We start from the raw sequence: 22,916 nt of genomic DNA on the forward strand, positions 1-22,916 counted from the left end.
CCCTAAACTTTATAGCTTTGCATAACGTTAATCATGGCGTATGCTTAGTCTAACCGAAGAAAACTACCTCAAAGCCATTTACCACCTTTCAGACGGTGGCACGAAATCCGTGCTCACCAATGAAATCGCGGAATCGATTCAAACCAAACCTGCATCGGTTACCGACATGGTAAAAAAACTGGCCGTGAAAAACCTGATCACCTATGAAAAGTACTACGGTGTAAAGGTGACGCGCCAGGGAAAATCGGAAGCACTTACCATTATCCGGAAGCACCGGCTATGGGAAACCTTTCTGGTAGAAAAACTGGGGTTCGATTGGGGACAGGTTCATGATGTGGCTGAACAACTGGAACACATTCAGTCGCCTTTGTTAATTGAAAAGCTGGATGAGTTTCTCGGCTTTCCATCAGCCGATCCGCACGGGCATCCAATACCGGATAAGAACGGTAAATTTCACATTTCGCGACAAATCCCGTTAGCAGAAGCCACCGGAAAAAAATCCATTGCACGTGCTGTGAAAAACAGCTCTCCCTCCTTCCTGGATTACCTGAGCAAAATTGGCATTTACATCGGGGCAACCATTCAAATACTGGAACGGATGGAGTTTGATGGATCGCTGGAAATCATGATTGACGGAAAGAAAAAAGTGTACATCTCAAAGGAGGCCAGTGAAAATATACTGGTGACAGAATGATTCGGATATTATTTGGAGCGTCTCTTATTTTTTTGGCTGCCTGTTCTTCCAAACCGGAAACTCAGGAGCAAGAGGTATTGAAAATTGTTACCACCACCGGCATGATTCAGGATGCCGTGAAAAACATTACCGGTGTACATGCGCAGGTGGAAGCCTTGATGGGCCCGGGGGTTGATCCGCATTTGTACAAAGCCACACAAGGCGATTTAAAGAAGCTAACGGAAGCGGATGTTGTCTTCTACAACGGACTTCACCTCGAGGGCAAGATGGGTGAAGTATTGGAAAAACTATCGCGAACGAAACCGGTGCTGGCCGTTGCCGCTTCCCTACCCGACAGCATTTTGCTGGAAGTGGAAGGATTTGAAGGCATCACCGACCCGCACATCTGGTTTGATGTAAAGCTTTGGCGCGAAGCGGTACAAACCATTCACACCTACATGGTTGAAATTGATTCCACACACAAAGCATACTACGATTCTGCAGCACATGCGTACACCATGCAATTGGATTCCTTGCATGGGGCGGTAAGTGCACAACTGTTAACCATTCCTGAAGAGCAACGCGTATTGATTACCGCACATGATGCATTCGGTTATTTTGGTCGCGCCTACAACATTCAGGTGCGTGGCCTTCAGGGCATTTCAACAGTAGCCGAATTTGGCTTACGCGATGTTACGGAGCTGGTAGATTTCATTATTGAAAGAAAGATCAAAGCCATTTTTGTAGAATCATCCATCTCACCGAAATCAATTCAAGCAGTTGAAGAAGGATGCCGGAAGAAAAACTGGCAAGTTAAAATTGGTGGCAACCTCTACTCCGATGCCATGGGTGATCCGGGTACGCCCGAAGGAACTTACATCGGGATGGTCAATGCCAACGTGAAGACCATCGTTGAGGCCTTGAAATAGAAAAAATAATCTATGAATACCGCATTAGAAATACATGACCTTACCGTTGCCTTCGATCGCAAACCTGTGCTCTGGAATATCGATTTGTTAGTTCCGCAAGGAAAACTTGTTGGGATCATCGGTCCAAATGGAGCTGGTAAATCAACGCTTATTAAAGCAGCTATGGGTATACTCCCACTCAGCAGCGGATTTGTAAAACTTTTTGATAAACCGCTGAACGAGATACGCGACCGAGTGAGTTACGTACCACAACGCGAGTCTGTCGATTGGGATTTTCCGGCTTCTGTGATGGATGTGGTGTTGATGGGGCGTTACGCGAAACTAGGTTTGTTCAAACGTCCGCGCAAAGCGGATAAAGATGTGGCCATGGATTGCTTGAAAAAGGTTGGCATGGAAGGGTTTATCAACCGACAGATATCGCAGCTTTCTGGCGGGCAACAACAGCGAACGTTTTTAGCACGTGCATTGGCGCAACAGGCTGATTTGTATTTTATGGATGAACCTTTTGCCGGTGTGGATGCGGCCACCGAAAAAGCAATTGTTACACTGCTTCGGGAAATGACCGCTCAAAATAAAACGGTCATTGTAGTGCATCACGATCTTCAATCGGTAAGCCAGTATTTTGATTGGGTGGTGATGTTGAACACACGCCTCGTAGCATCGGGTCCAACTGAAACAACGTTTACAACCGAAAACCTGGAATCAACCTATGGTGGTAAATTAACCTTGCTCACCGATGTAGCCGATTTGATGCGAAGAGAGGACTATCCAAGCCGCGAAGAAAATGTGTTGAAGCCATGAATACGCTGTGGGAATTTTTGTCGTTCAGTGATCCGAACATCCGCTACGTGGCACTTGGTTCAATTTTGCTTACAGCCAGCTCAGCATTGGTAGGGTCTTTTACTTTTCTCAACAAAAAATCGTTGGTGGGCGATGCCATTGCCCATGCTGTCTTACCCGGTATTTGTCTCGGGTTTATTATGACCGGCACAAAAAATCCGGTAGCCTTGATCATTGGCGCTTTTGTTACCGGCTGGATTTCAGTTGTATTGGTAGAGTACATCACCAATAAAACAAGAATCAAGGAAGATACAGCCATCGGATTAATTCTGTCAGTTTTTTTTGGTATTGGCATTCTGATGCTTACCGTGATTCAAAAAAGCGGCAACGCATCACAATCCGGTTTAGATCATTTCTTATTTGGAAAGGCAGCTTCCCTCGTGGGCAGCGATTTAATCACCTTCAGTGCAGTGGCCATTATTCTGGTCATTATGGTATTTCTTTTGTTTAAAGAATTTTCAGTGCTGGCTTTTGATAAGGATTATGCCCGATCAATTGGTTTGCCGGTAAAAGCAATTGAGCTTGTTCTTACTTCGTTGATTGTGTTGGCTGTGGTTATCGGCATTCAGGCGGTTGGTGTTGTGCTCATGGCGGCCATTTTAATTACACCTGCTGCGGCCGCACGATTCTGGACTGACAAAATCGCGGTGATGTTTTTACTGGCAAGCATCTTTGGGGCCGTCAGCGGGCTCAGTGGCGCATTTATTTCTTACACAGCCCCAGCCATGCCCACCGGACCGTGGATTGTTATTGTGATATCAACCATCGCCTTTATCTCGTTCTTTATGGCTCCGGGGCGTGGTGTAATCGGTCGGTATTGGCGGCAACGCAGACTACGGAAAATGATCAATGAAGAAAACGTATTAAAAATTCTGTATCAGTTAGGCGAAGAGAGTAAGCATTTCTTTATTCCGCGGTTAACCGATGAAATTATACGAAGACGTTTTTATGATAAGCAAACCCTGCTGAACATTTTAAAGCGACTAACCCGACAGGGATATATTGAACGCACACGAAATGTTTGGGCATTAACAGAGGAAGGAAAAAATCGGGCACAACGTGTAGTTAAAATTCACCGCTTGTGGGAGTTGTACCTCACTACCTACATGCACATCGCGCCCGATCATGTTCACGAAGATGCTGACACCATAGAACACTTGCTGACACCCGAACTGGAAGAGCGACTGGAAAAACTATTGGGCTATCCGAAAGTGGACCCGCACCAATCGACTATACCGTACAACAATTAACAATTAGGAATTAACAATTAGCAATATATGGATAAGGAGAACGTGATACTGGTTAAGTCTTATCAATTCGGTTTGCGGATTGTGAAGCTGCACCTTCACTTATCCAAGGGATTGAAGCAATTTGAAATCTCAAGCCAGGTTTTACGAAGTGGAACATCTATTGGAGCAAATATTGAAGAAGCTACGGGTGGTTCATCCCGCAAGGATTTTATAAACAAAATGAACATTGCCTATAAAGAAGCACGAGAAACAAAATATTGGCTTCGCTTATTAAGGGATTCAGAAATAATTGAAATCAGTCTCGCTGAATCATTAATAAATGATTGCGAAGAACTCTTAAAAATCCTTTTTAGCATTATCAACACATCACGTAAAACGTAGAAACTTATTGTTAATTGCTAATTGTAAACTGTTAATTGAGTGATGAACGACCTCTACATCATACTAACCGCCACACTTGTTTCTGCAAGCTGTGCTTTGCTGGGAAGTTTTTTGATTTTGCGCAAGATGGCTATGGTGGGTGACGCCATTTCACATGCAGTTTTACCGGGGATTGTTATTGCATTTTTATTATCGGGTTCAAGAGATTCCGTTACCATGTTACTTGGCGCTGGAGTAATTGGCATCTTTACTACTTTCCTGATCGAATTCTTTCACAAAAAGGCACGCTTGCAAACCGATGCCTCCATTGGGGTAACGTTTACGTGGTTGTTCGCGATTGGTGTAGTCATGATTTCCCTGTTTGCAGGAAAAGTTGACCTTGATCAGGATTGCGTGCTCTATGGAGAAATTGCCTATGTGCCGTTGGATGTCATCATCACACCCGATGGAACCAACATTGGTCCAAAGGCCTTGTATGTATCAGGCATTATTTTGATCGTGAATGTGTTGTTTGTGCTACTGTTTTACCGAAAGTTATTTCTAACGACTTTCGATCCTGCATATGCTCAAGCTATTGGAATCTCCACCGCACTCTGGCATTATGCGCTGATGGGTGCCGTGTCCATGACCACTGTTGCTTCATTTGAATCAGTGGGCGCCATATTGGTTGTCGCCTTATTAATCGCTCCCGCAGCTACTGCCTATCTACTAACTGATAATTTTAAAATCATGCTTTTATTGTCTTGTATAATCGGGGCTGTTGCCTCTATTACCGGCTATTACCTGGCAGTTTGGCTTGACGGCTCTATTGCAGGAGCAATTGCTACCATGAGTGGAGTAATCTTTGGCTTTGTACTCATCTTCTCTCCTACATACGGACTGTTCTTTAGAAAAATCAAAGCCGGTGTTCATTGACTAAACTTTTTGCTGTTACGCCTTTCTGTTAACTTGCCGCGTGGTCAATACACATCATACCGATACCATTGTTGCCCTTGCCACCGCGCAAGGCATAAGTGCGCTGGCAGTAGTTCGACTTTCCGGTACGGATGCCATCAAAATCGTGAACAAAGTATTTCAAGGAAAAGACCTGGAAAAGCAACCCACCCAAACCGTCCATTATGGTTCCATAGTAGATGGCGAGAAGGTAATTGATGAGGTGGTCGTAACCTTGTTTAAAGAACCAAAATCATTTACGCGCGAAAACATTGCCGAAATTTCATGCCATGGATCACCAGTAGTAGTTAAGGAGTTAATCAAAGTCTTTTTAAAAACGGGAGCACGACTGGCCGAGCCAGGTGAGTTCACCAGACGTGCTTTTTTAAACGGACGAATTGACCTGACGCAAGCCGAAGCCATTGCCGACATCATCCATGCTGAAACCGATAATGCCAGGCAAGCTGCTATTAATCAAATGCGTGGAGGTTTTTCAAAAGAGATCAACCACTTGCGCGAAGAGTTGATCCACTTTGCCTCATTGATTGAACTGGAGCTTGATTTTGGTGAAGAAGATGTGGAATTCGCCAAGCGTGATGATTTACGAAACCTGATTGTAAAAATTCAATCGTATCTGAGGGTGTTGATTGATTCATTCGATGCCGGTAATGTAATTAAGAATGGTGTACCCACCGTAATAGCCGGAAAACCAAACGCAGGAAAGTCAACCTTGCTAAATACGCTTTTAAATGAGGAACGCGCCATCGTTTCGGAGATTGCCGGAACCACCCGCGACACCATTGAAGATGAAATGGTGCTGGGCGGAATCAATTTCCGGTTTATCGATACAGCCGGCTTGCGCGAAACCGATGATGTGATTGAAGCCCTTGGCGTTCAACGCACACGCGAGCACATGAAACGCGCTGCACTCATCATTTATCTGTTCGATCTTTCCGATACCACATGGGAAGAAATTGAACAGGAAGAAGAACACCTGAAGGCACTGGGTATCCCCCACCTCAAAGTGGGCAACAAACTGGACAAGGCCAATCCCGAGTTGTTAAAAAAACTTCAGGCTCGTGATTTTGTGTTTATATCGGCAGCCCAAAAGAAAAACATACAAGACCTCAAGGATAAAATCCTTGCTAACTTCCACATCAAACATGTAAAGCAAGGCGATGTGATGGTCACCAACCTGCGTCATTACCAAAACCTCACCCAAACGTTTGATGCTTTGCAGCGCGTGTTGGATGGTTTGAGTTCAGGCATCACAGGAGATTTTCTGGCCATGGATATCAGGCAAGCGTTGCATTACCTGGGGGAAATAACAGGTACCATAACTACTGAAGATTTACTCGACAATATTTTTAGTAAGTTTTGTATCGGGAAGTAAAGACTAAACTACTACCATCCTTCTTTTGATTAAACAGGTTTTCTCACGAGATTGACATATTAAAAACGATTATTCTCAAATACAATGACCATGAATTTCAGACTTATCATATCCTTCATGCTTTTGACCGTAAGCTTTGCAGCAATTGGCCAGGGAAAACAAACGAACAAATCAAAAAACACCAATGCCGAAGTCGTTGAAAAAGGATTAATCAAAATATCGGTTATGTATCCTTTCACTGAAGGGAAAACGTTTGATATGGAGTATTATGAAAGCAAGCACATGCCTATGGTCGCGGGTTTTTTGGGCAGCAATTTGGTAAAGTACACCATTGAAAAAGGAGTAGCCAGCGGAATCCCTAACCAACCACTACCCTATATGGCAATCGGAACATTTTATGTAAAGAGTCTGGAGGATTATCAGGCTGCCATTGCTCCGAATAGAGATGCGATAAGAGCCGATATCGCAAACTACACCAATATAGCCCCGGTAATTTTGGTCAGTGAGGTGGTAAGGTGAATATGCGCAGCTTATTCTACATCGGACTTATTGGGCTTTCCCTCTTTGAAGTCCTCAACGTCTATTTCATCATGCCCATGCCGGGCAGCCAACGAATAGATTCAATTGATCTGGCCTATTTTCTTTACTCCTATCGGTGGTATTTTCGCATTGTCTTTCTCCTTCTTGCATTGATCGGAAGTTTTCAAGCCTTGCAAACAACAAAAAAATGGATACCTGGCTTAGTGGTAGTATTGGCTATTGCCGTAACCTATCTTTTCAATTTCAGGATGACTGCCGACCACATGTTTCTCCAGCCTGAAAGTATTACATTTCATTCGCGTGCCGAAAATACTTTGAGTGACAGCACATTAATTATAGCCGTAACGCTTAACAATGAAGCGAAGGCGTATCCCATACGGTATATCGTTTACCATCATCAGGTGCGCGATACACTGGGAGGCAAACCCATTATGGTAACCTATTGCAGTGTGTGCCGAACAGGCAGGGTGTTTGAACCACAGGTATCCGGTAAACCCGAAAATTTCCGACTGGTAGGCATGGATCATTTCAATGCGATGTTTGAAGATGAAACCACTAAAAGTTGGTGGAGGCAGGCAACAGGTGAGGCTGTTACCGGTCCGCTGAAAGGACAATTGTTGCCCGAAATCGAATCGCAACAACTTACAATGGGCAAGTTTTTCTTTCTCTATCCGTTTGGAAAAGTGATGCAAGCAGAAGTTGCTTCCATTCCCAAATACGATACGCTCGGAAAATTTGAACAAGGAAAAAGCAAAAGCAAACTCACCGGAACGGATTCACTTTCGTGGAAAGACAAATCATGGGTGGTAGGCATTCAGATTGAAAACAAGACAAAAGCCTATGATTGGAATGAGTTGAAACACCAACAACTTATTCACGATAGCATCGGATCTATTCCCATTTTACTTGTGCTTTCTGGTGATGGTCAAAGTTTTGGTGCATTTCGAAGAAGGACGCATGATGAGCACTTCGTTATTCGTAATGATTCGCTGATCAGCACCACCAGTCAATATGATTTTTCAGGAAGAAATGCTGATGGATCAACCTTGGAAGCAATAAGCGCTTACCAGGAATTTTGGCATAGCTGGCGAACTTTTCATCCCGAAACACGGGTATACAAAAATCAATAGTTCAGGAGTTACAGAATATTGCTTAAATTTCATAAAACGAATTGTTTATGAAATGGCGAGGCAGAAGGCAAAGCGATAACGTGCGCGATCAGCGCGGGCAATCCGCCCGACCCATGGGTGGTATGGGTGGTCTGTTAACGAAAGGTGGGTTGGGCACCATCGTGGTTATCCTGATCATCAGCTGGTTAACAGGAACCAATCCACTACAACTGCTCCAACAAACCGGAACAGGTACCGACACCTACGCTGTCGATTCTCCGGTTACTACTGCCGAAGAAAATGAACTCGCTCAATTCGTTAAAGTGGTGCTGGCCGATACAGAAGATGTCTGGAACGAACTGATGGACGGCTATCGTGAACCCACCCTGGTACTGTTTACCGATTACGTTGAATCGGCCTGTGGGGAAGCATCATCGGCCGTTGGGCCATTCTATTGCCCGCGTGATCAAACCATATACATTGATCTGGGCTTTTACGAGCAACTCAAAAACAGGTTTGATGCGCCCGGAGATTTTGCGCAAGCCTACGTAATTGCCCATGAAGTGGGACACCATGTGCAGCATTTGCTAGGCATTACCGATAAAGTGCACAGCATGCGTAATCAATTAAGTGAAGCCGAATACAATAAGCTTTCCGTCCGGCTTGAGCTACAGGCTGATTTTCTGGCGGGCGTGTGGGCACACCATACCCAAAACAAGGGATACCTGGATATTGGCGATCTGGAAGAGGCCATGCAGGCTGCCAGCGCCATCGGTGATGACCAATTGCAGATGCAGGCACGCGGACACGTAGTGCCCGATTCCTTTACGCATGGTACTTCCGAACAACGTATGCGGTGGTTCAAACGGGGTTTTGAAACCGGTGATCCGGCTCAAGGCGATACGTTTAATCAGTCTTCGCTTTAATTGCTTTCACGACTTGAGTTTTCCTGATCGATTATTAACTTTAACAGCTAATACTGTTACCTGATGACCCTCTTTACAAAAAAATCACTCCTCGTACTCTTATTATTCATTGCCGCAGCCGGGCTTCAGGCCCAGGATTATTATGTGGTAATCGGTGCCTATCGCGTTCAAAAATATGCCGATATTTTTACCGGCTATGCCCGAAACGCGAAATACGATGCCCGCCAGGGAAAACAGGAACAACGTCAATTAACCTACATCTATGTTCTAAAAACCAGTGACCGTCAGCAAGCCACCCAGTTAACGGTTCATCTTCAGAAAAACTCGGAATTCAAAGATGCATGGCTCTATAAAGGGCCTTTAACCACGAAAGAGGATTCACAGTCGCCTGTAGTTAAGACACCCACTCTTCCAAAAGAAGAACCCGTTGTCGTAAAAGAAGAGCCGGTTGAAGAGCCAAAGGAAGATCCGGCAGTAGAGCCTAAAGAAGAACCTGTTGAAGAACCTACCGAACAACCGGTTGAAGAGCCAAAAGAAACTCCCGATGAAGAACCCGAAGATAAACCACTTCCACCAGCACGGGGCAAGTACTTTAAATTTGTTGTAACCACAGCCGATGGCACACCGCTGCAAACCACGTTGCATAACGTAGATCGTTTACAAGGTCGTGATCTGGCTACGTATCCGTCAGGGACCTATGCTGATGTTACGCGTCCTGCTGATCCATCCATGCCGTTGTCGATTGTTTGCGGAATATTTGGATTTAAAGAGGAAGTAAAAATAATTGACTTCAATGATCCCGCACAAACACCGGGAGCCACACAAGACGAAAAAGGCGCATGGGTCATCCCCTATCAGCTTGAACGACTGAAGAAAGGCGATGTATCCGTGATGTATAATGTTTCCTTTTACAAGGATGCCGTGGTGATGACGCCCGCTTCCCAAACTGAACTGGATGAATTAGTGAGCATGATGAAGTTGAATCCCAACTATAAAATCAAAATTCACGGGCATAATAATGGAAACGATAAAAATATTCGGATAACTATATTGGGTGATAACAAAAATTATTTTGCCATGGCCGGATCGAAAACTAAAATGGGAAATGGAAAGGAGTTGTCGCAAGTACGGGCAGAAACCATTCAACAATACTTAATGGACAATGGCATTGATAAAAAGCGAATTGATATTTACGCCTGGGGTGGAATGGAGATGTTGGTGAAACAAGGTACAGCTTCAGCAGCCCGTTTGAATAACCGGATTGAAATTGAGATCATGGAGGACTAATCTTTATTAAAATCCATCTCAAAAATAGGAAGATCGTCATTGCGAGGGAGGAACGACCGAAGCAATCTCATTTTCAACTTCAAAATGAGGGATTGCTTCACTGCGTTCGAAATGACGGAGCACTTTCTGAGATGACCTAAATAAATTCAGAAAAACATTCGCGACTTTGGTCGCGATTATCATTTTATGACTACCGCAAACGAATGAAATCCTATGAAACGTAATTTACTTTTTCTTTTGTTGTTTATCTCCGGTGCTGTACTGGCTCAACCTGAAGTATATCCGCCACATTGGTGGTCGGGCATGAAGACGAACTCCATTCAATTGATGCTATATGGAAAAGAAATTGGTACGGGCAAACCCGCAGTATCGGTAAAGTATCCAGGAGTAACTCTTACCAAAGTGCATTACGTTGAAAACACCAACTACCTCTTTGTCGATTTGACTATTGGCGCAAAGGCTGCACCGGGAAAACTGACGATCAACATTAAGCAAGCATCAAAATCGATTGATGTTCCCTTTACCCTGAAACCCCGAAGAAATGGAAATGGAACCGAGTTTGCACAGGGTGTTACCTCATCTGATTTTATTTATCTGCTAATGCCCGATCGGTTCAGCAATGGTGATCCATCAAACGATCGCATAGCCGGCATGCGTGATCAATCACTTGACCGCGATTCGATTTTTCATCGACATGGTGGCGACTTGCAAGGCGTAATCAATCACCTCGATTACCTGCAAGACCTTGGTGTAACGGCTATCTGGATGATGCCCGTTCTGGAAAACGATATGCCCAACCGCAGCGAACATGGCTATGCCTTTACCAATCATTACAAAATTGAACCGCGATTAGGTGGTGAAGATGCCTACAAGAAACTGGGATACGAGTTGCATCGCAGAGGCATGAAGTTAATTAAGGATGCAGTCTATAACCACGTGGGCTTTTATCATTTCACGGTGCAGGATAAGCCCATGGCCGATTGGTTGCACGAATGGCCGAAATACACCAACACCAGTTATAAAGATCAGACGTTGTTTGATCCGAATGCTGTTCCGTCTGAAACAAAAATCATGAGCGATGGGTGGTTTACACCCATGATGCCGGACTTAAATCATCAAAATCCGTTCGTTGAAAAATACCTCATCCAACATGCCATCTGGTGCGTGGAAGAGTTTGCCGTTGACGGTTTTCGCATTGATACCTATGCATACAACGATCTAGAATTCATGAATCGTTGCAACAAGGCGTTGATGGATGAATACCCTAAACTCAGTTTATTTGGTGAAACGTGGGTGCATGGTGTTATCAATCAGGCTTTTTTCTGCGAAAACAACCTGGACATACCTTTTAAAAGTAATCTACCTGCCACAACAGATTTTCAAACACTGTTCTACGGCATTCAGCCTGCGGTAAACGAAAAATTCGGGTGGACAGAAGGCGTGAATAAACTGTATCAAACCCTCTCAAATGATCTGATCTATAAGGACCCAATGCGTCAGGTGATTTTTCTGGATAACCATGACCTGAGTCGGTTTTATTCCGTTGTCGGGGAAGATGTGAAAAAAGTAAAAGTTGGTTTCACCTGGCTCCTCACCTGCCGCGGTATACCACAAATGTATTACGGAGGCGAAATCTTAATGAAAGGAATCACCAATCCGGACGGTTGGGTGCGTTTGGATTTTCCTGGAGGCTGGCCGGGCGACAAGATGAATAAATTTACGAAAGCGGGAAGAACACCTGAAGAGCAAGAAGTCTATTCCCTGATTAAAACATTAGCAAATTTTCGCAAGCAATCTTCTGCACTGAAAACCGGTAAATTCATGCATTACCTTCCGGTAGATGGGCTATATGTTTATTTCCGGTACGATACCAACCAAACCATTATGTGCATCATGAACACAAATGATAAGGAAATGGATGTAGATTTTTCCAAATACGCAGAACGTGCAAGTGGTTTTACCAAAGCAAGCAATGTGCTTACCGGAGAATCCATGAGCACTTCGGAATCCTTCAAAATTCAGCCGATGAGCATGACGGTGTTGGAATTGAAAAAGTAGACTCAAGTAGTAAGACCATGTCTTACGTCTTATGTCTTATGTCTTACGTCTAACTACTCCCCTCACCGCCTTCGCTGTAAACGGATCATCGGGCCACGCGTGTTTAGGGTAACGTCTTTTTAATTCCTTCTTCACTTCGTGATACGTTGTACTCCAGAAGCTTTTTAAATCCTGCGTAACCTGTACGGGTTTAAAACCGGGAGAAAGCAGGTGCATGAGCATTTTAACGCGATCTTCATTTACGGTTGGCGTTTCCAATAAACCAAAACACTCTTGCAAGCGCACTTCCATTACGGGTGAGCTTCCATCGGTAGCGTATTGAATTTTAATCATGGAGCCACTAGGCACTTCCAGTCGCGCGGGCGCAAGTTCATCCAACCTACGCTGTAAATCCCAGGGAATCAGCGTCATCAAAATTGAATACCAATCGAGTTTTTGCAACTCATTTAAGGAATTCACGTGCTGTAAAAATGGCGGAAGCCAATCGTGAACATGTTGCACCAAATAGTCATCCGATAAATCAGGCCAAGGTTCATTTTGTCGCCAACTTTTCAAACTACCCACCCGTGCCTGCAACTCACGGACTGTTTCGGAAAAGCCGAGCATGGCCACTCCGCTTTCCTGAATAACTGTGCACAACACATGAATACGTTGATCCTCTGGAACGATACCTAATTTTTTCTGCGATAAAACAAGATTTCCGATTTTCAATTCCTTAACGCCTTCTACCACACCCCGCTCCGCATTCCAGCGAACCTGTTGAACAGCAGAAGCCTGCGGAATAAGATCCTCTTCATGAACAGGCGCAGCCATAAAAATCTTTCCTTCGCCCGAACCGGCATCCAATTGAGCCACCACCAACCACTCGGCATGCATCAACGGATCATGTGAAGGAAGGCGGGCCACACGACCATTCATCAGTTTATATCGTTCATTGTGCTTCTCTAATCTTTTGGCAATGCGATCGGGATAAGCAAGCGCCAATAATTTTCCAACTTCGTAATCACTGACCATATCGTTTTCAATAGAAACAGAAAACACTTTTCGCCAGGATTGCGCCAATCGCTCAATACGCTCCAACACATTCCGATCCGCTTGTACATATTCCTTGTTTCGCCATTTTCGCAACGTCTCCAACCGTAAGGTCAAATCTGCACTACCCGAAGTATTCAAGGGATCGCGCTCCTCCAGCAAAGCCGCTACATCGGCTGCCAATGCGCTGCTTTGCGTATGACTCACCAGCATGTGTGCAATGCGGGGATGCGTAGGTAACTCTGCCATAGCTTTACCATGTTTGGTAACACGGCCATCCTCCAACGAACCTAAACTGGTTAGCAATTCCTTCGCCTGACTTACGGCACCTACAGGAGGCGGAGTGACCCAGGTCAGGTTATTTACTTCTGTAATCCCCCAGGCAGCCAATTCCAATACGAGTGAGCTAAGGTCAGCCTCCAACATTTCCGGTTTTCGGTTTGGTTGCAGGTTGCGTTGCGTGGCTTCACTCCAAAGCCGATAACAGACACCAGGTGCTAATCGTCCCGCACGACCTGTGCGTTGATCGGCTGCATCTTGTGTAACGCGAACCGTTTCCAATCGCGTTAATCCGCTACGTGGATCGAATTTTGGCACACGCGAAAGTCCGGAATCGATAACCACACGAATGCCTTCAATGGTGAGCGATGTTTCAGCAATGCTCGTGGCCAACACAACCTTTCGCCTGCCTTGCGGATCCGGTAAAATGGCTTCCTGCTGCTTTTTAAAAGGCAGATCGCCATATAGTGGGAAAAGAATTACCGAAAGATTCTCCGACTCCAACAAGTCAACGGTTCGTTTGATCTCCCCGGTACCAGGTAAAAAAGCCAGTACATCGCCTTCTTCTTCAGCCAAAGCTTTTTTGATTACTTTTGCCATGTACACCGAAACATGTATGTCTTTATGATCACCCAAATACCTGACTTCAACAGGATACTGCTTTCCCTGGCTGCTCACTACCGGGGCTTTTAATTTTTTGGATAACGCTTTCTCATCCAGCGTGGCAGACATAATGAGTATGCGCAAATCATCACGTAAAATATGCTGCGATTGAAGACATAGTGCCAATGCCAGATCGGCTTGCAGACTTCGTTCATGAAATTCATCAAAGATGACAAGCCCGACATCTTCCAACGCATTATCCCGTTGAATCATGCGCGTAAGAATACCTTCCGTAACTACTTCAATACAGGTTTGATTACTCACCTTGTTTTCAAAACGCACCCGATAGCCAACCCTTTTTCCAATCTCCTCTTCCACCAAGGAAGCCATCCGCATGGCTACTGAACGTGCGGCTAACCTGCGTGGCTCCAGCATGATGATTTTCTTTCCCTGCAACCACAACTCATCCATTAAAGCTAACGGTACAATAGTCGACTTACCCGCACCTGGTGGAGCCTGAAGGATTAATCGGTTGTTTGCTGCCAGTTTTTCCTTTAGATCGGGAAGAATTTCCTGTACCGGGTAGTGCATAGGACCCAAAAATAATTCTTAGCAAAGACTTTACACTATAAAAAGAAAAAGGCCCGCGTCACCACGAGCCTTTAACTTTCTGAATACAATTTATTAACGCATTACTTCGGTTCCAACGCTTGATTAATGCGTGTTACTACATCTTGTAAGTGATAACGGCTCATCTTATCGCTGATGCCTGGCAATGCTGCGTTGATATCGCTGCGCAAGGCAACCAAATGACCGCGTGTTACTGAAATCACATCGCTCATTTTTGGATCGGCCACAGGTGAAGCCGGAGGGGCGAATGGACTCGAAAAGCGTGAACCTCCGGAAGAATTAGTTTCCTTAGGGTTCAACAAAGAAATCATTTTTTCCAGGTGTACTTTCTGCAGGTTTCTGCGGTACACATCAATGGCTCTTCTTGAACGCAACTCCGACCAAATACCTGAGCGGATATCCGTAAACATTTCATCCAACCCATATGCCCCGGCATTGGCAGCATGCGTTTCAATGAGGCGTTGCATGCGGGCATAATCAAATATGCTGTTAATAGTACTCTCCTGAATAGATTGAAGTTGTTCAACACCTGAACCCGGCTTAATCTTACTCAATACTTTCTGATCCAACATCCAGGTTGGGGTTTCAAACAATTGTTTGTTTAGAAAAGCGACTGCATCTTTTTGCAGAGCCTTTGGTGTTGGCTCATACACTACACCAGCTTGTTCATAGGTTTTTGGTGTTTCATAAATACCACCAATGTTCTTGGTTACGTGTCCCATGTACCTGCGGAACTGACCAACCACCTGGTTGTACATGTCGTTGAGCGCATCGTATTTCTCAGCTTCTCCTTTATACCAGCCCTCCAGTTCAGGCAGAATACGTTTTAGATTTTTTATACCGTACTCACTTGCCTTCATGGAGTTGTTACCCAAGTCTTCATTCTGTGAACGTGGATCGTAAGAGTTGATTTCTGTTCCAAACCAATACATCGGATCATTGGCGTGGCTGAGCACCCATTTGTTCAACACCTTCTTATCTTCCTCCGGATCCTTGGTATCGAAGATGGGCTTGTACCCCCATTCAATCGCCCAACGATCGTAAACCCCAACACCTGGAAATAATAACTCTGCAGGAATATTATCTTCTGGTTGAGCTACATAGTTAAAGCGTGCATAATCCATAATAGAAGCTGTGTGGCGATACTTTTGCAGGAATTCCTTGTCGCGCAGCTTTTCAACCGGTGTAGCATAGCTTGACCCAAAGTTGTGACGCAACCCAATGGTATGCCCTACTTCGTGGGCCGCAACAAAGCGTACCAACTCGCCCATCAATTCATCATCAAACTCTTTTTTACGTGCTCTTGGATCAACCGCTGCGGTTTGAATGGTGTACCAGTTGGTAAGCAGGTTCATCACGTTGTGATACCAACCGATATGACTTTCCAAAATTTCTCCGGTACGTGGATCGTGCACATTCGGGCCATAGGCATTTTGAATATCCGAAGCGAAATAGCGAATAAACGAGTACCGTGCATCTTCCGTGCTGATAGTGGTGTCACCTTCCGGTACTTCTTTGGCAAGAATGGCATTTTTAAAACCAGCCTGCTCAAAGGCTACCTGCCAGTCTTCAACACCTTGCTTCAGGTATTTTCTCCACTTCACTGGCGTAGCCGGATCAATGTAAAACACAATCGGTTTAATCGGCTCAACCAATTCACCACGCTTCATTTTTTCCACATCTTCTGGCTTAGGCTCTAACCGCCAGCGAACGGCAAACACTTCGCGATCTGCACGCTGCGATTCTTCACCGTAAACGGTATATCCATTGGCAAAAAATCCTACACGACTATCAAACAAACGCTTGCGCATGGGTACTTCTGGCAGCAAGATCATGGAAACATTCATCTCGATGGTGACAAAACCTGTACTTGCACCGGCTGGCAATTGTGTTACCGCATTTGATCCAGATGGAGGGGGTAGATTTGAAGCAAATGTCTTTACCGTACGTATTTCTGTGTTGATCGGAAAGGACTTCATGCTGCTGATATAAGAACGATCTTTCTGGATGCCTCCGAGACTATACCGTCTTTTAGTGGCCGGACTCAAGGACACCAACTGATGATCGCTGTTAAAGAAGTCGTTCACATTAATCACGTAGCTCTTTCCATCATTAATGGCTTTGATATCGAATGCCTGGGCAATAGGCTCAACATTTGAATTGCGCACTGCTTCCATAATGGGCTTGGTCGAATCACCACTGGCGTTGATGTGCAACACAGCACGCAAAAACATTTTGTTATTCGGGCCTTTTTCCCAGCGCAGTACCTGGCGATTAATCTGTTCACCACCATACCCGGCACCGGATGGTGTTTTTATTGAACGTGTTACGGACATGAACTCACGGCCTAAGATTGATTCGGGTATTTCAAAGAAATAATCTTCATTAACCTTATGAACCGTGAACAAACCAGCCTGTGTTTTGGCCTTGGCTGTTATAACCTGGTTATACGGCTTCAACCCGTTTGCACTGCGGGCTTTTGTACTATCCGCTTTCGGAGCAGGACTGGCCGCTGGGGTGGTTTGTTTTGATTTGGATTTCTTTTGAGCTTCGGCAGGCTGTGTTCCCACCAGTACGGCCAATAGAATGGCCACACAACTTACGAGTAGTTTTATCTTCATATGCATTCATGGATTTTACCAGTTGGCAAAATATGCACAGACAGGCATAAACCCATGCCACTCAGCAAGATATGCGGGCAATTTATGTGAGCGGTTTTACACCCTTTTCGCTGGACACCAGAGCTCTAAAAATCCTTACCGGTCTGTTCATCATCGGCAGGGCTATGGAAAGCCAGCAGCGGAACAGTAGTATGATAGGAATATTTTTTTGTAATACTGGGGTTAAACAATTTCTGAAATACGTTGCGCTTACGGGTAGCCAGTGCAATAATATCAGCACTGTGCTTTTCAATCAACGCATCCAGTCCGGTGTTAATAGTGGCATCACTGATAACCGTACCTGATATCTGGGGGTAACCCGTTTGCAGTTTTATCTCAGAGGCAAATTTTTCAATCACTTCGCGCTCAGCATCGGTCTCTTCTGCGCCCACCACTACATGCGCAAAAATCAAGGCAGACTTAAATCCTTTTGCCAGGGTCACCAACTTTTTCGCTCCATCAATATCGCTGTAGGCAAAGTTTGTGGCAAAGAGGATTTTTTCTGGCTTCTTATACGATAGGTTAAACGGAATACACAGTACCGGGCAACTTGCCTTTTCAATAATGGATGCTGTGTTGCTGCCAAACAACACATTCGCCATTTTACTGGCTCCTTGTGTACCCATCACAATCAGATCAACCGCATTCTCTTCAGCATAGCCAAGAATTTCAGGCACTGGCTCACCGACTGTAACAGCATATGAGCATGCCAAACCTTTATATTCTTCCTGAATGGTATCTGTTATAGTTTTCAATCTCGCCTTTGCTGCTTTTGTCTCGCGACCAACATCTTCAGCCATTACCGCATGAATGGCACTTTGCATGGAAACCGGAGGTACATACACATTCAAAATGATGAGTTCTGCACCAACAGCCTTTGCTGTCTCGGCCGCATATTCAATGGCGTGCGATGCATTTTCAGAAAAATCGGTGGGTACGAGGATACGTTTCATGAGTTCAGTGATTACGTTTAAAAATGTTGAAAAAATTTAAAAAGTCCGAGTCGATATACTTAAACAGTTCATTAAATTTTTCTAAACCCGTTGTGCCATCTTGAAGTGTATGGGCAGCACCATGCGTTGCTTAACCGGTTGCCCGCGTTGTTTACCAGGAAACCACGCGGGCGATAGTTGCAATATGCGAATGGCTTCTTCGTCACAACCGGCTCCGATTCCTTTAATCACGGTGAAAGAAGATAGCGTACCATCTTTCTCTACCACAAATTCCACAAAAACTTTTCCTTCAACACCCATTCGCCTGGCTTGGGAAGGATAGTGAATATTTTTTGAAACAAATTCGTAGAAAGCAGACATACCTCCTTTTGGAGATGCCGGTTGTTCAACCACCAGAAATATCTTGTCAACTTCCTCTTCTTCAACAACTGGTTGTGTTTCAATTTTAAATTCCTGCGATACACTCTGATCAGTCACATCAATATCAAATTGCACCTTGATTTCTTCTTCAATCTCTTCCTGATCGGGCACTTCAACAATTCGGGGCTGTTGAATTACCTGCGGTGGAGGTGGTGGCGGAATTTCTGTTTGCGGAACTTCGATGATTTCTTCAAAGTCAGATTTATCAACAGCCACTACTTTCTTTTCACCTGTTACACTTCCCTCCCACTCAAAGGCAGCAATCACCAGCAGTAAGGTTATTACCAAACTCAGGTTAAACACCAAGGGGCGGAACTTCTCAAGATCAGCCTTACTTGTTTTTTTAGGTTCATGAAATAGTCCCATGACTTTACGGTTTTGATTAATCGAGTTTACCCTGAATCACCGAAATACCACATGACCTTTGTTAGTCATATACCTGATAATTAGCAGCATAACCACAAAACTTAGCCTCTTATCAACAGAATTGCCGATTTGGTGTAAAGATTACGGCAGTATTAACATCCTGTCCGTTTGTTAATGAAACGTCAACCCTATGAAACAGACCATCCTGACAACTGCCCTGTTCCTATTTGCCTTTCACTTGGCTTTCGCAGAAAGTAAACCCATCCTGGTTTCTGCCGAATGGCTTCAGCAACACAAAAGCGATCCTGATCTGGTCATTCTGCACGTCAGTTTTCTGCGGTTGGATTACGAGCAGGAACACATTGAAGGCGCGCGGTTTCTTTGGCCCGGATGGCTGGCACCGGATTCTCCGGAAGGAAGTATGAATGTACCTGATCTTACCCAAGCAACGCAAACATTACAATCTCTCGGAATATCAAGTAATTCACATGTGGTGCTGTATCATCCACGAAATGAAGTTTCACCTACCGCAAGAATGTTTCTGATGTTGGAATACCTGGGGCTAAGAGGAAATGTATCTTTCTTGAATGGCGGTGTGGAAGCCTGGAAACAGGCAGGATTTCCGGTAACGAAGGAAATCCCAACCTATAAACCGGGTAAGTTCAAACCAAAAATTAATGACCTGATTGTTAATAAAGATTTTGTGATAAAAAATCTGGAAAGCCCGTATGTAACAATTGTAGATGCACGTGCAAAAAGATTTTATGATGGTGATCCAACCGGATATCCGCGTGCAGGTCATATTAAAGGTGCCGTAAACATTCCCTATCCTGAATTACTTAACGAAGCCAATTTATTCAAATCAGAAGCTGAATTACAAGGCTACTTCACACCCGTGCTTCCCGATAAAAATAAGGAAGCCGTGGTTTATTGTTTCATTGGTCAAACCGCAAGTGTGGTATACATGGCCGGCAGAATGCTGGGCTACAACATGAAGCTATACGATGGCTCACTTCAGGAGTGGACGCGCATTCCGGAATTACCGATGGAGAAGACGGAGAATTAATTTTTAGCTTTTCACAACCTCGCTCCCATCCGGATAACGGGCAAACCGTCCCTTTTCACGGGAATGCACATGCTCATAACTTGGCCAGGGCCAACCCCCGAATTGTGTTTGCTGGTAATCCTGAAACGCCTGTTGAATATCGGCTTGTGTATTACCCACGAAAGGTCCGTGTTGCACAACAGGCTCACCAATGGGTTTACCCTGAAGTAACAGCAAATAACAGTCGGTGTTTCCGGCAAGCAGTTCCACTTCGTGATCCGCGTGTAATTCAATCGTCTTCGGTTTATTGAATTGTTGACCAGCAACAGAAATGGAATCTCCGGTATAGAAATAAAGCGACCGGTTAACGGAAGCAGAGGCCTTTGGCAACGTGAAGACTGCCCCGGCTTCCATCTTCATCGTCCAGATGGCCACTTCGTGCATAGGATCTGCCGCCCAGGAGTTTGGTGCAGGGGGCGGTGCCACCACACCGTTGAGTTCACCGGCCACCACACGCACGTTGGTTTTCTTTCCATTAGCATCGGTTTTCTCATATACCGGAATGGCATCACTCCACAGCATGGCAAAATGTGGTTCTGCTTTTTTTGCTGAGCGCGGAAGGTTAAGCCAAATTTGAAATAACTCTAACGGATTTTCATCATCTTGTTTCAGTAACGGAAACATTTCACAATGTTGTACGCCTTTGCCGGCTGTCATCCACTGCACATCACCAAAACCAAATCTTCCCGCAGCGCCCAGTGAATCGGAATGATCAACCAAACCCTTTGTAACAATCGTTACCGTTTCAAAACCGCAATGCGGGTGCGCGGGAAAACCCGGCACTTTTTCACCATGGTACATGCGCCATCCTTCCTTGTTCGGTGCGAAATCCTGCCCAAGCGCCCGACCTGCCAGCGAAGCAGCTGGCCCCAGATTTTCATTTCCTTTTGGATAAAAATCAAGGTGATACACGCAGAATAAGAAGGGATCTTGTGTTTGCCAGGGAAAACCCAAGGGCTTTATGGATTTGATAACTGTACCTTTTGTCATAAATTAATATCTCAAGGCTAAAATAACCGTTTAACTTTCAAAAAGTTCATCATTTACCAACACAATCCATGAAGCTACTTATTGCCCCACTTGTGATGATTGCATCGCAAATGCTTTACGCACAGGATTTACCCTATAGAGAAATACCGGAAGCTCCGGCAAGCTATACAGCCACGCACGTTGCTGCACGCTTAATCGATGGACTGGGGCTGCGGTATTATTGGGCTACTGAAAATCTGCGGGAAGAAGATTTAGCCTACCGTCCCTCACCCGAAGCGAGGACTTGCATGGAAACCTTAACACACATTCATGCGATGTCGGCCATGATTGCCAATGCCTCAGCCAAACAACCCACCACCTTAGCAGCAGCACCAAAATTATCATTCGCTGACCTGCGAAAACAAACGCTTCAAAATTTCAAATTAGCCAGCGATAACCTGAAGGCTTCCAACGATAGTGACATGGAAGAAATGGATTTGATTATGAAACGGGGTGAATCCCAATCCGAATTTCCTTTTTGGAATTTAATTAATGGTCCGATCTCGGATTGCTTGTGGCATGTGGGACAAGTGGTTTCATTTCGAAGAGCTTCTGGTAATCCACTATCGGATAAAATTAGTGTCTTGACTGGAAAAGTAAGAGAATGAAACTCCCTTTTACCGATGAAAGGTAGCCGTTACAAACCTGAACACTTCGGGCAAAGCAGTTCGCCAATAATCCCAATTGTGAATTCCATCACGCACCCGAAATTCATGTGGCACTTTCTTATCAATCAACAAGGCGTGTAATTCCATATTTCCCTTGATCAAAAAATCCTTGTCGCCACAATCAATGTAGTATTTTACTTTTTTCAACTCGTCAGCGGAAGCATCACGAACCAGACAAAGTATCCAGTTTTTATTGAGGTGATCCGTAACCCTCGCCTCACCAACGTGGCTTCCGTAAGGCGGGCCAAATACATTATTCCAGTTTTGTTCTGGCATGTTTACAAGCTCCTCTCGTGTAAAAATTCCTGCACTTAGCGGAGCTGCCACTGCAAACATATCCGGATACTTGAGCGCCATGATCATCGTTCCGTGACCACCCATGGAAAGACCGGCTATAGCCCGGAATTGCTTCTCCTTTCTTACCTGAAAGGTGGCTTCAATGTGCGGAATAAATTCCTTGATAAAGAAATCTTCATACTTCACTTTACCATCCGCACTGTTGATGTACCAGCTCACTCCTCCATCGGGCATAGCAATGATCATGGAGGTCATCTCCTGATTTTCGATTTGTTTATCCGCGATAGCTTTCACTTCGCCAAATTGTGTCCATCCGGTTTCGTCATCCGTGTAGCCATGCAGTAAGTATAAGACAGGATACTTACGACTGCTGTAAGCATAATCCGGAGGTAGGTAGACGCTATATTCCACCTCTTTATTCAGGATGGCACTTTTCACCTTCAAACTTTCCTTCAACATACCCCCTTGAGCTAAGCCAACAATGGAAACAAGGGTAAATAGAAATACAAAAACAGTTTTCATGACGTTCGATTTGGTTGACTGAACAAGATAAAC

General features: G+C 44.8%; 20 protein-coding genes. 14 read left to right on the forward strand and 6 right to left on the reverse strand.

Annotation, left to right across the window (positions count from 1 at the left end; all coding sequences use genetic code 11):
- Positions 1-40 precede the first annotated feature (40 nt).
- The 12 genes from QY309_08415 (at position 41) to QY309_08470 (ending at position 12,319) form a co-directional block, all read left to right on the forward strand.
- Positions 41-694 carry a metal-dependent transcriptional regulator gene (locus tag QY309_08415; protein ID WKZ61504.1) on the forward strand — a complete coding sequence of 218 codons (654 nt, stop codon included), beginning with the start codon at positions 41-43 and terminating at the stop codon, positions 692-694.
- Positions 691-1,602, forward strand: a complete 912-nt coding sequence (locus QY309_08420) for a zinc ABC transporter substrate-binding protein (GenBank protein ID WKZ61505.1) — start codon at positions 691-693, stop codon at positions 1,600-1,602. Before QY309_08415 ends, QY309_08420 begins: the two co-directional genes overlap by 4 nt.
- 12 nt (positions 1,603-1,614) lie before the next feature.
- Positions 1,615-2,403 (forward strand): metal ABC transporter ATP-binding protein, encoded by a 789-nt coding sequence (locus tag QY309_08425; protein WKZ61506.1) that lies wholly within the window; start codon positions 1,615-1,617, stop codon positions 2,401-2,403.
- Entirely contained in the window at positions 2,400-3,692 is a 1,293-nt protein-coding gene (locus tag QY309_08430; protein WKZ61507.1) for an iron chelate uptake ABC transporter family permease subunit, read from the forward strand. Before QY309_08425 ends, QY309_08430 begins: the two co-directional genes overlap by 4 nt.
- A 27-nt stretch (positions 3,693-3,719) precedes the next feature.
- On the forward strand, positions 3,720-4,073 hold the full coding sequence (locus QY309_08435; GenBank protein ID WKZ61508.1) for a four helix bundle protein: 354 nt from the start codon (positions 3,720-3,722) through the stop codon (positions 4,071-4,073).
- 42 nt (positions 4,074-4,115) lie between these two features.
- Positions 4,116-4,988, forward strand: a complete 873-nt coding sequence (locus tag QY309_08440) for a metal ABC transporter permease (protein ID WKZ61509.1) — start codon at positions 4,116-4,118, stop codon at positions 4,986-4,988.
- 40 nt (positions 4,989-5,028) lie between these two features.
- Complete coding sequence (gene mnmE, locus QY309_08445) at positions 5,029-6,399, forward strand: tRNA uridine-5-carboxymethylaminomethyl(34) synthesis GTPase MnmE (protein WKZ61510.1); 1,371 nt, start codon at positions 5,029-5,031, stop codon at positions 6,397-6,399.
- A gap of 90 nt (positions 6,400-6,489) precedes the next feature.
- The gene (locus tag QY309_08450) at positions 6,490-6,918 is read left to right on the forward strand and encodes an EthD family reductase (protein ID WKZ61511.1); all 429 of its coding nucleotides are present in this window, start codon (positions 6,490-6,492) and stop codon (positions 6,916-6,918) included.
- Between the two features lie 2 nt (positions 6,919-6,920).
- Positions 6,921-8,069 (forward strand): DUF3179 domain-containing (seleno)protein, encoded by a 1,149-nt coding sequence (locus QY309_08455; GenBank protein ID WKZ61512.1) that lies wholly within the window; start codon positions 6,921-6,923, stop codon positions 8,067-8,069.
- Positions 8,070-8,116: 47 nt separating this feature from the next.
- Positions 8,117-8,974, forward strand: a complete 858-nt coding sequence (locus QY309_08460) for a neutral zinc metallopeptidase (protein ID WKZ61513.1) — start codon at positions 8,117-8,119, stop codon at positions 8,972-8,974.
- Between the two features lie 63 nt (positions 8,975-9,037).
- Positions 9,038-10,261, forward strand: coding sequence for an OmpA family protein (locus QY309_08465; protein WKZ61514.1), 1,224 nt, complete (start codon positions 9,038-9,040; stop codon positions 10,259-10,261).
- A 213-nt stretch (positions 10,262-10,474) separates the two neighbouring features.
- A complete protein-coding gene (locus QY309_08470) occupies positions 10,475-12,319 on the forward strand; it encodes a glycoside hydrolase family 13 protein (protein WKZ61515.1) in 1,845 nt (614 codons plus the stop codon).
- 36 nt (positions 12,320-12,355) lie between these two features.
- Here QY309_08470 and hrpB read toward each other — a convergent pair whose 3' ends face one another.
- From hrpB to QY309_08490, 4 genes are all read right to left on the reverse strand, one after another.
- Positions 12,356-14,824: an ATP-dependent helicase HrpB gene (gene hrpB, locus QY309_08475; GenBank protein WKZ61516.1), complete on the reverse strand. Its 2,469-nt coding sequence runs from the start codon at positions 14,822-14,824 to the stop codon at positions 12,356-12,358.
- A 101-nt stretch (positions 14,825-14,925) separates the two neighbouring features.
- Positions 14,926-17,490, reverse strand: coding sequence for a zinc-dependent metalloprotease (locus QY309_08480; protein ID WKZ61517.1), 2,565 nt, complete (start codon positions 17,488-17,490; stop codon positions 14,926-14,928).
- A 119-nt stretch (positions 17,491-17,609) separates the two neighbouring features.
- Entirely contained in the window at positions 17,610-18,476 is an 867-nt protein-coding gene (locus QY309_08485; protein ID WKZ61518.1) for a universal stress protein, read from the reverse strand.
- An 81-nt stretch (positions 18,477-18,557) separates the two neighbouring features.
- Positions 18,558-19,262, reverse strand: coding sequence for an energy transducer TonB (locus QY309_08490; GenBank protein ID WKZ61519.1), 705 nt, complete (start codon positions 19,260-19,262; stop codon positions 18,558-18,560).
- Positions 19,263-19,452: 190 nt separating this feature from the next.
- Between QY309_08490 and QY309_08495 the strand changes: the two genes are divergently transcribed.
- Positions 19,453-20,328, forward strand: a complete 876-nt coding sequence (locus QY309_08495; protein WKZ61520.1) for a sulfurtransferase — start codon at positions 19,453-19,455, stop codon at positions 20,326-20,328.
- A gap of 3 nt (positions 20,329-20,331) precedes the next feature.
- Here the strand turns inward: QY309_08495 and QY309_08500 are convergent, their stop codons facing one another.
- Positions 20,332-21,357, reverse strand: a complete 1,026-nt coding sequence (locus QY309_08500; GenBank protein ID WKZ61521.1) for a pirin family protein — start codon at positions 21,355-21,357, stop codon at positions 20,332-20,334.
- A gap of 68 nt (positions 21,358-21,425) precedes the next feature.
- On the opposite strand from QY309_08500, the gene QY309_08505 reads away from it, so the two are divergent.
- Positions 21,426-22,004, forward strand: a complete 579-nt coding sequence (locus QY309_08505; protein ID WKZ61522.1) for a hypothetical protein — start codon at positions 21,426-21,428, stop codon at positions 22,002-22,004.
- 9 nt (positions 22,005-22,013) lie between these two features.
- On the opposite strand, the gene QY309_08510 is transcribed toward QY309_08505, so the two are convergent.
- Positions 22,014-22,883: an alpha/beta hydrolase-fold protein gene (locus QY309_08510; protein WKZ61523.1), complete on the reverse strand. Its 870-nt coding sequence runs from the start codon at positions 22,881-22,883 to the stop codon at positions 22,014-22,016.
- Between the last annotated feature and the right edge of the window lie 33 nt (positions 22,884-22,916).

The sequence above is a fragment of the Cyclobacteriaceae bacterium genome (genome assembly GCA_030584025.1).
In the GTDB taxonomy this organism is placed as follows: domain Bacteria; phylum Bacteroidota; class Bacteroidia; order Cytophagales; family Cyclobacteriaceae; genus UBA2336.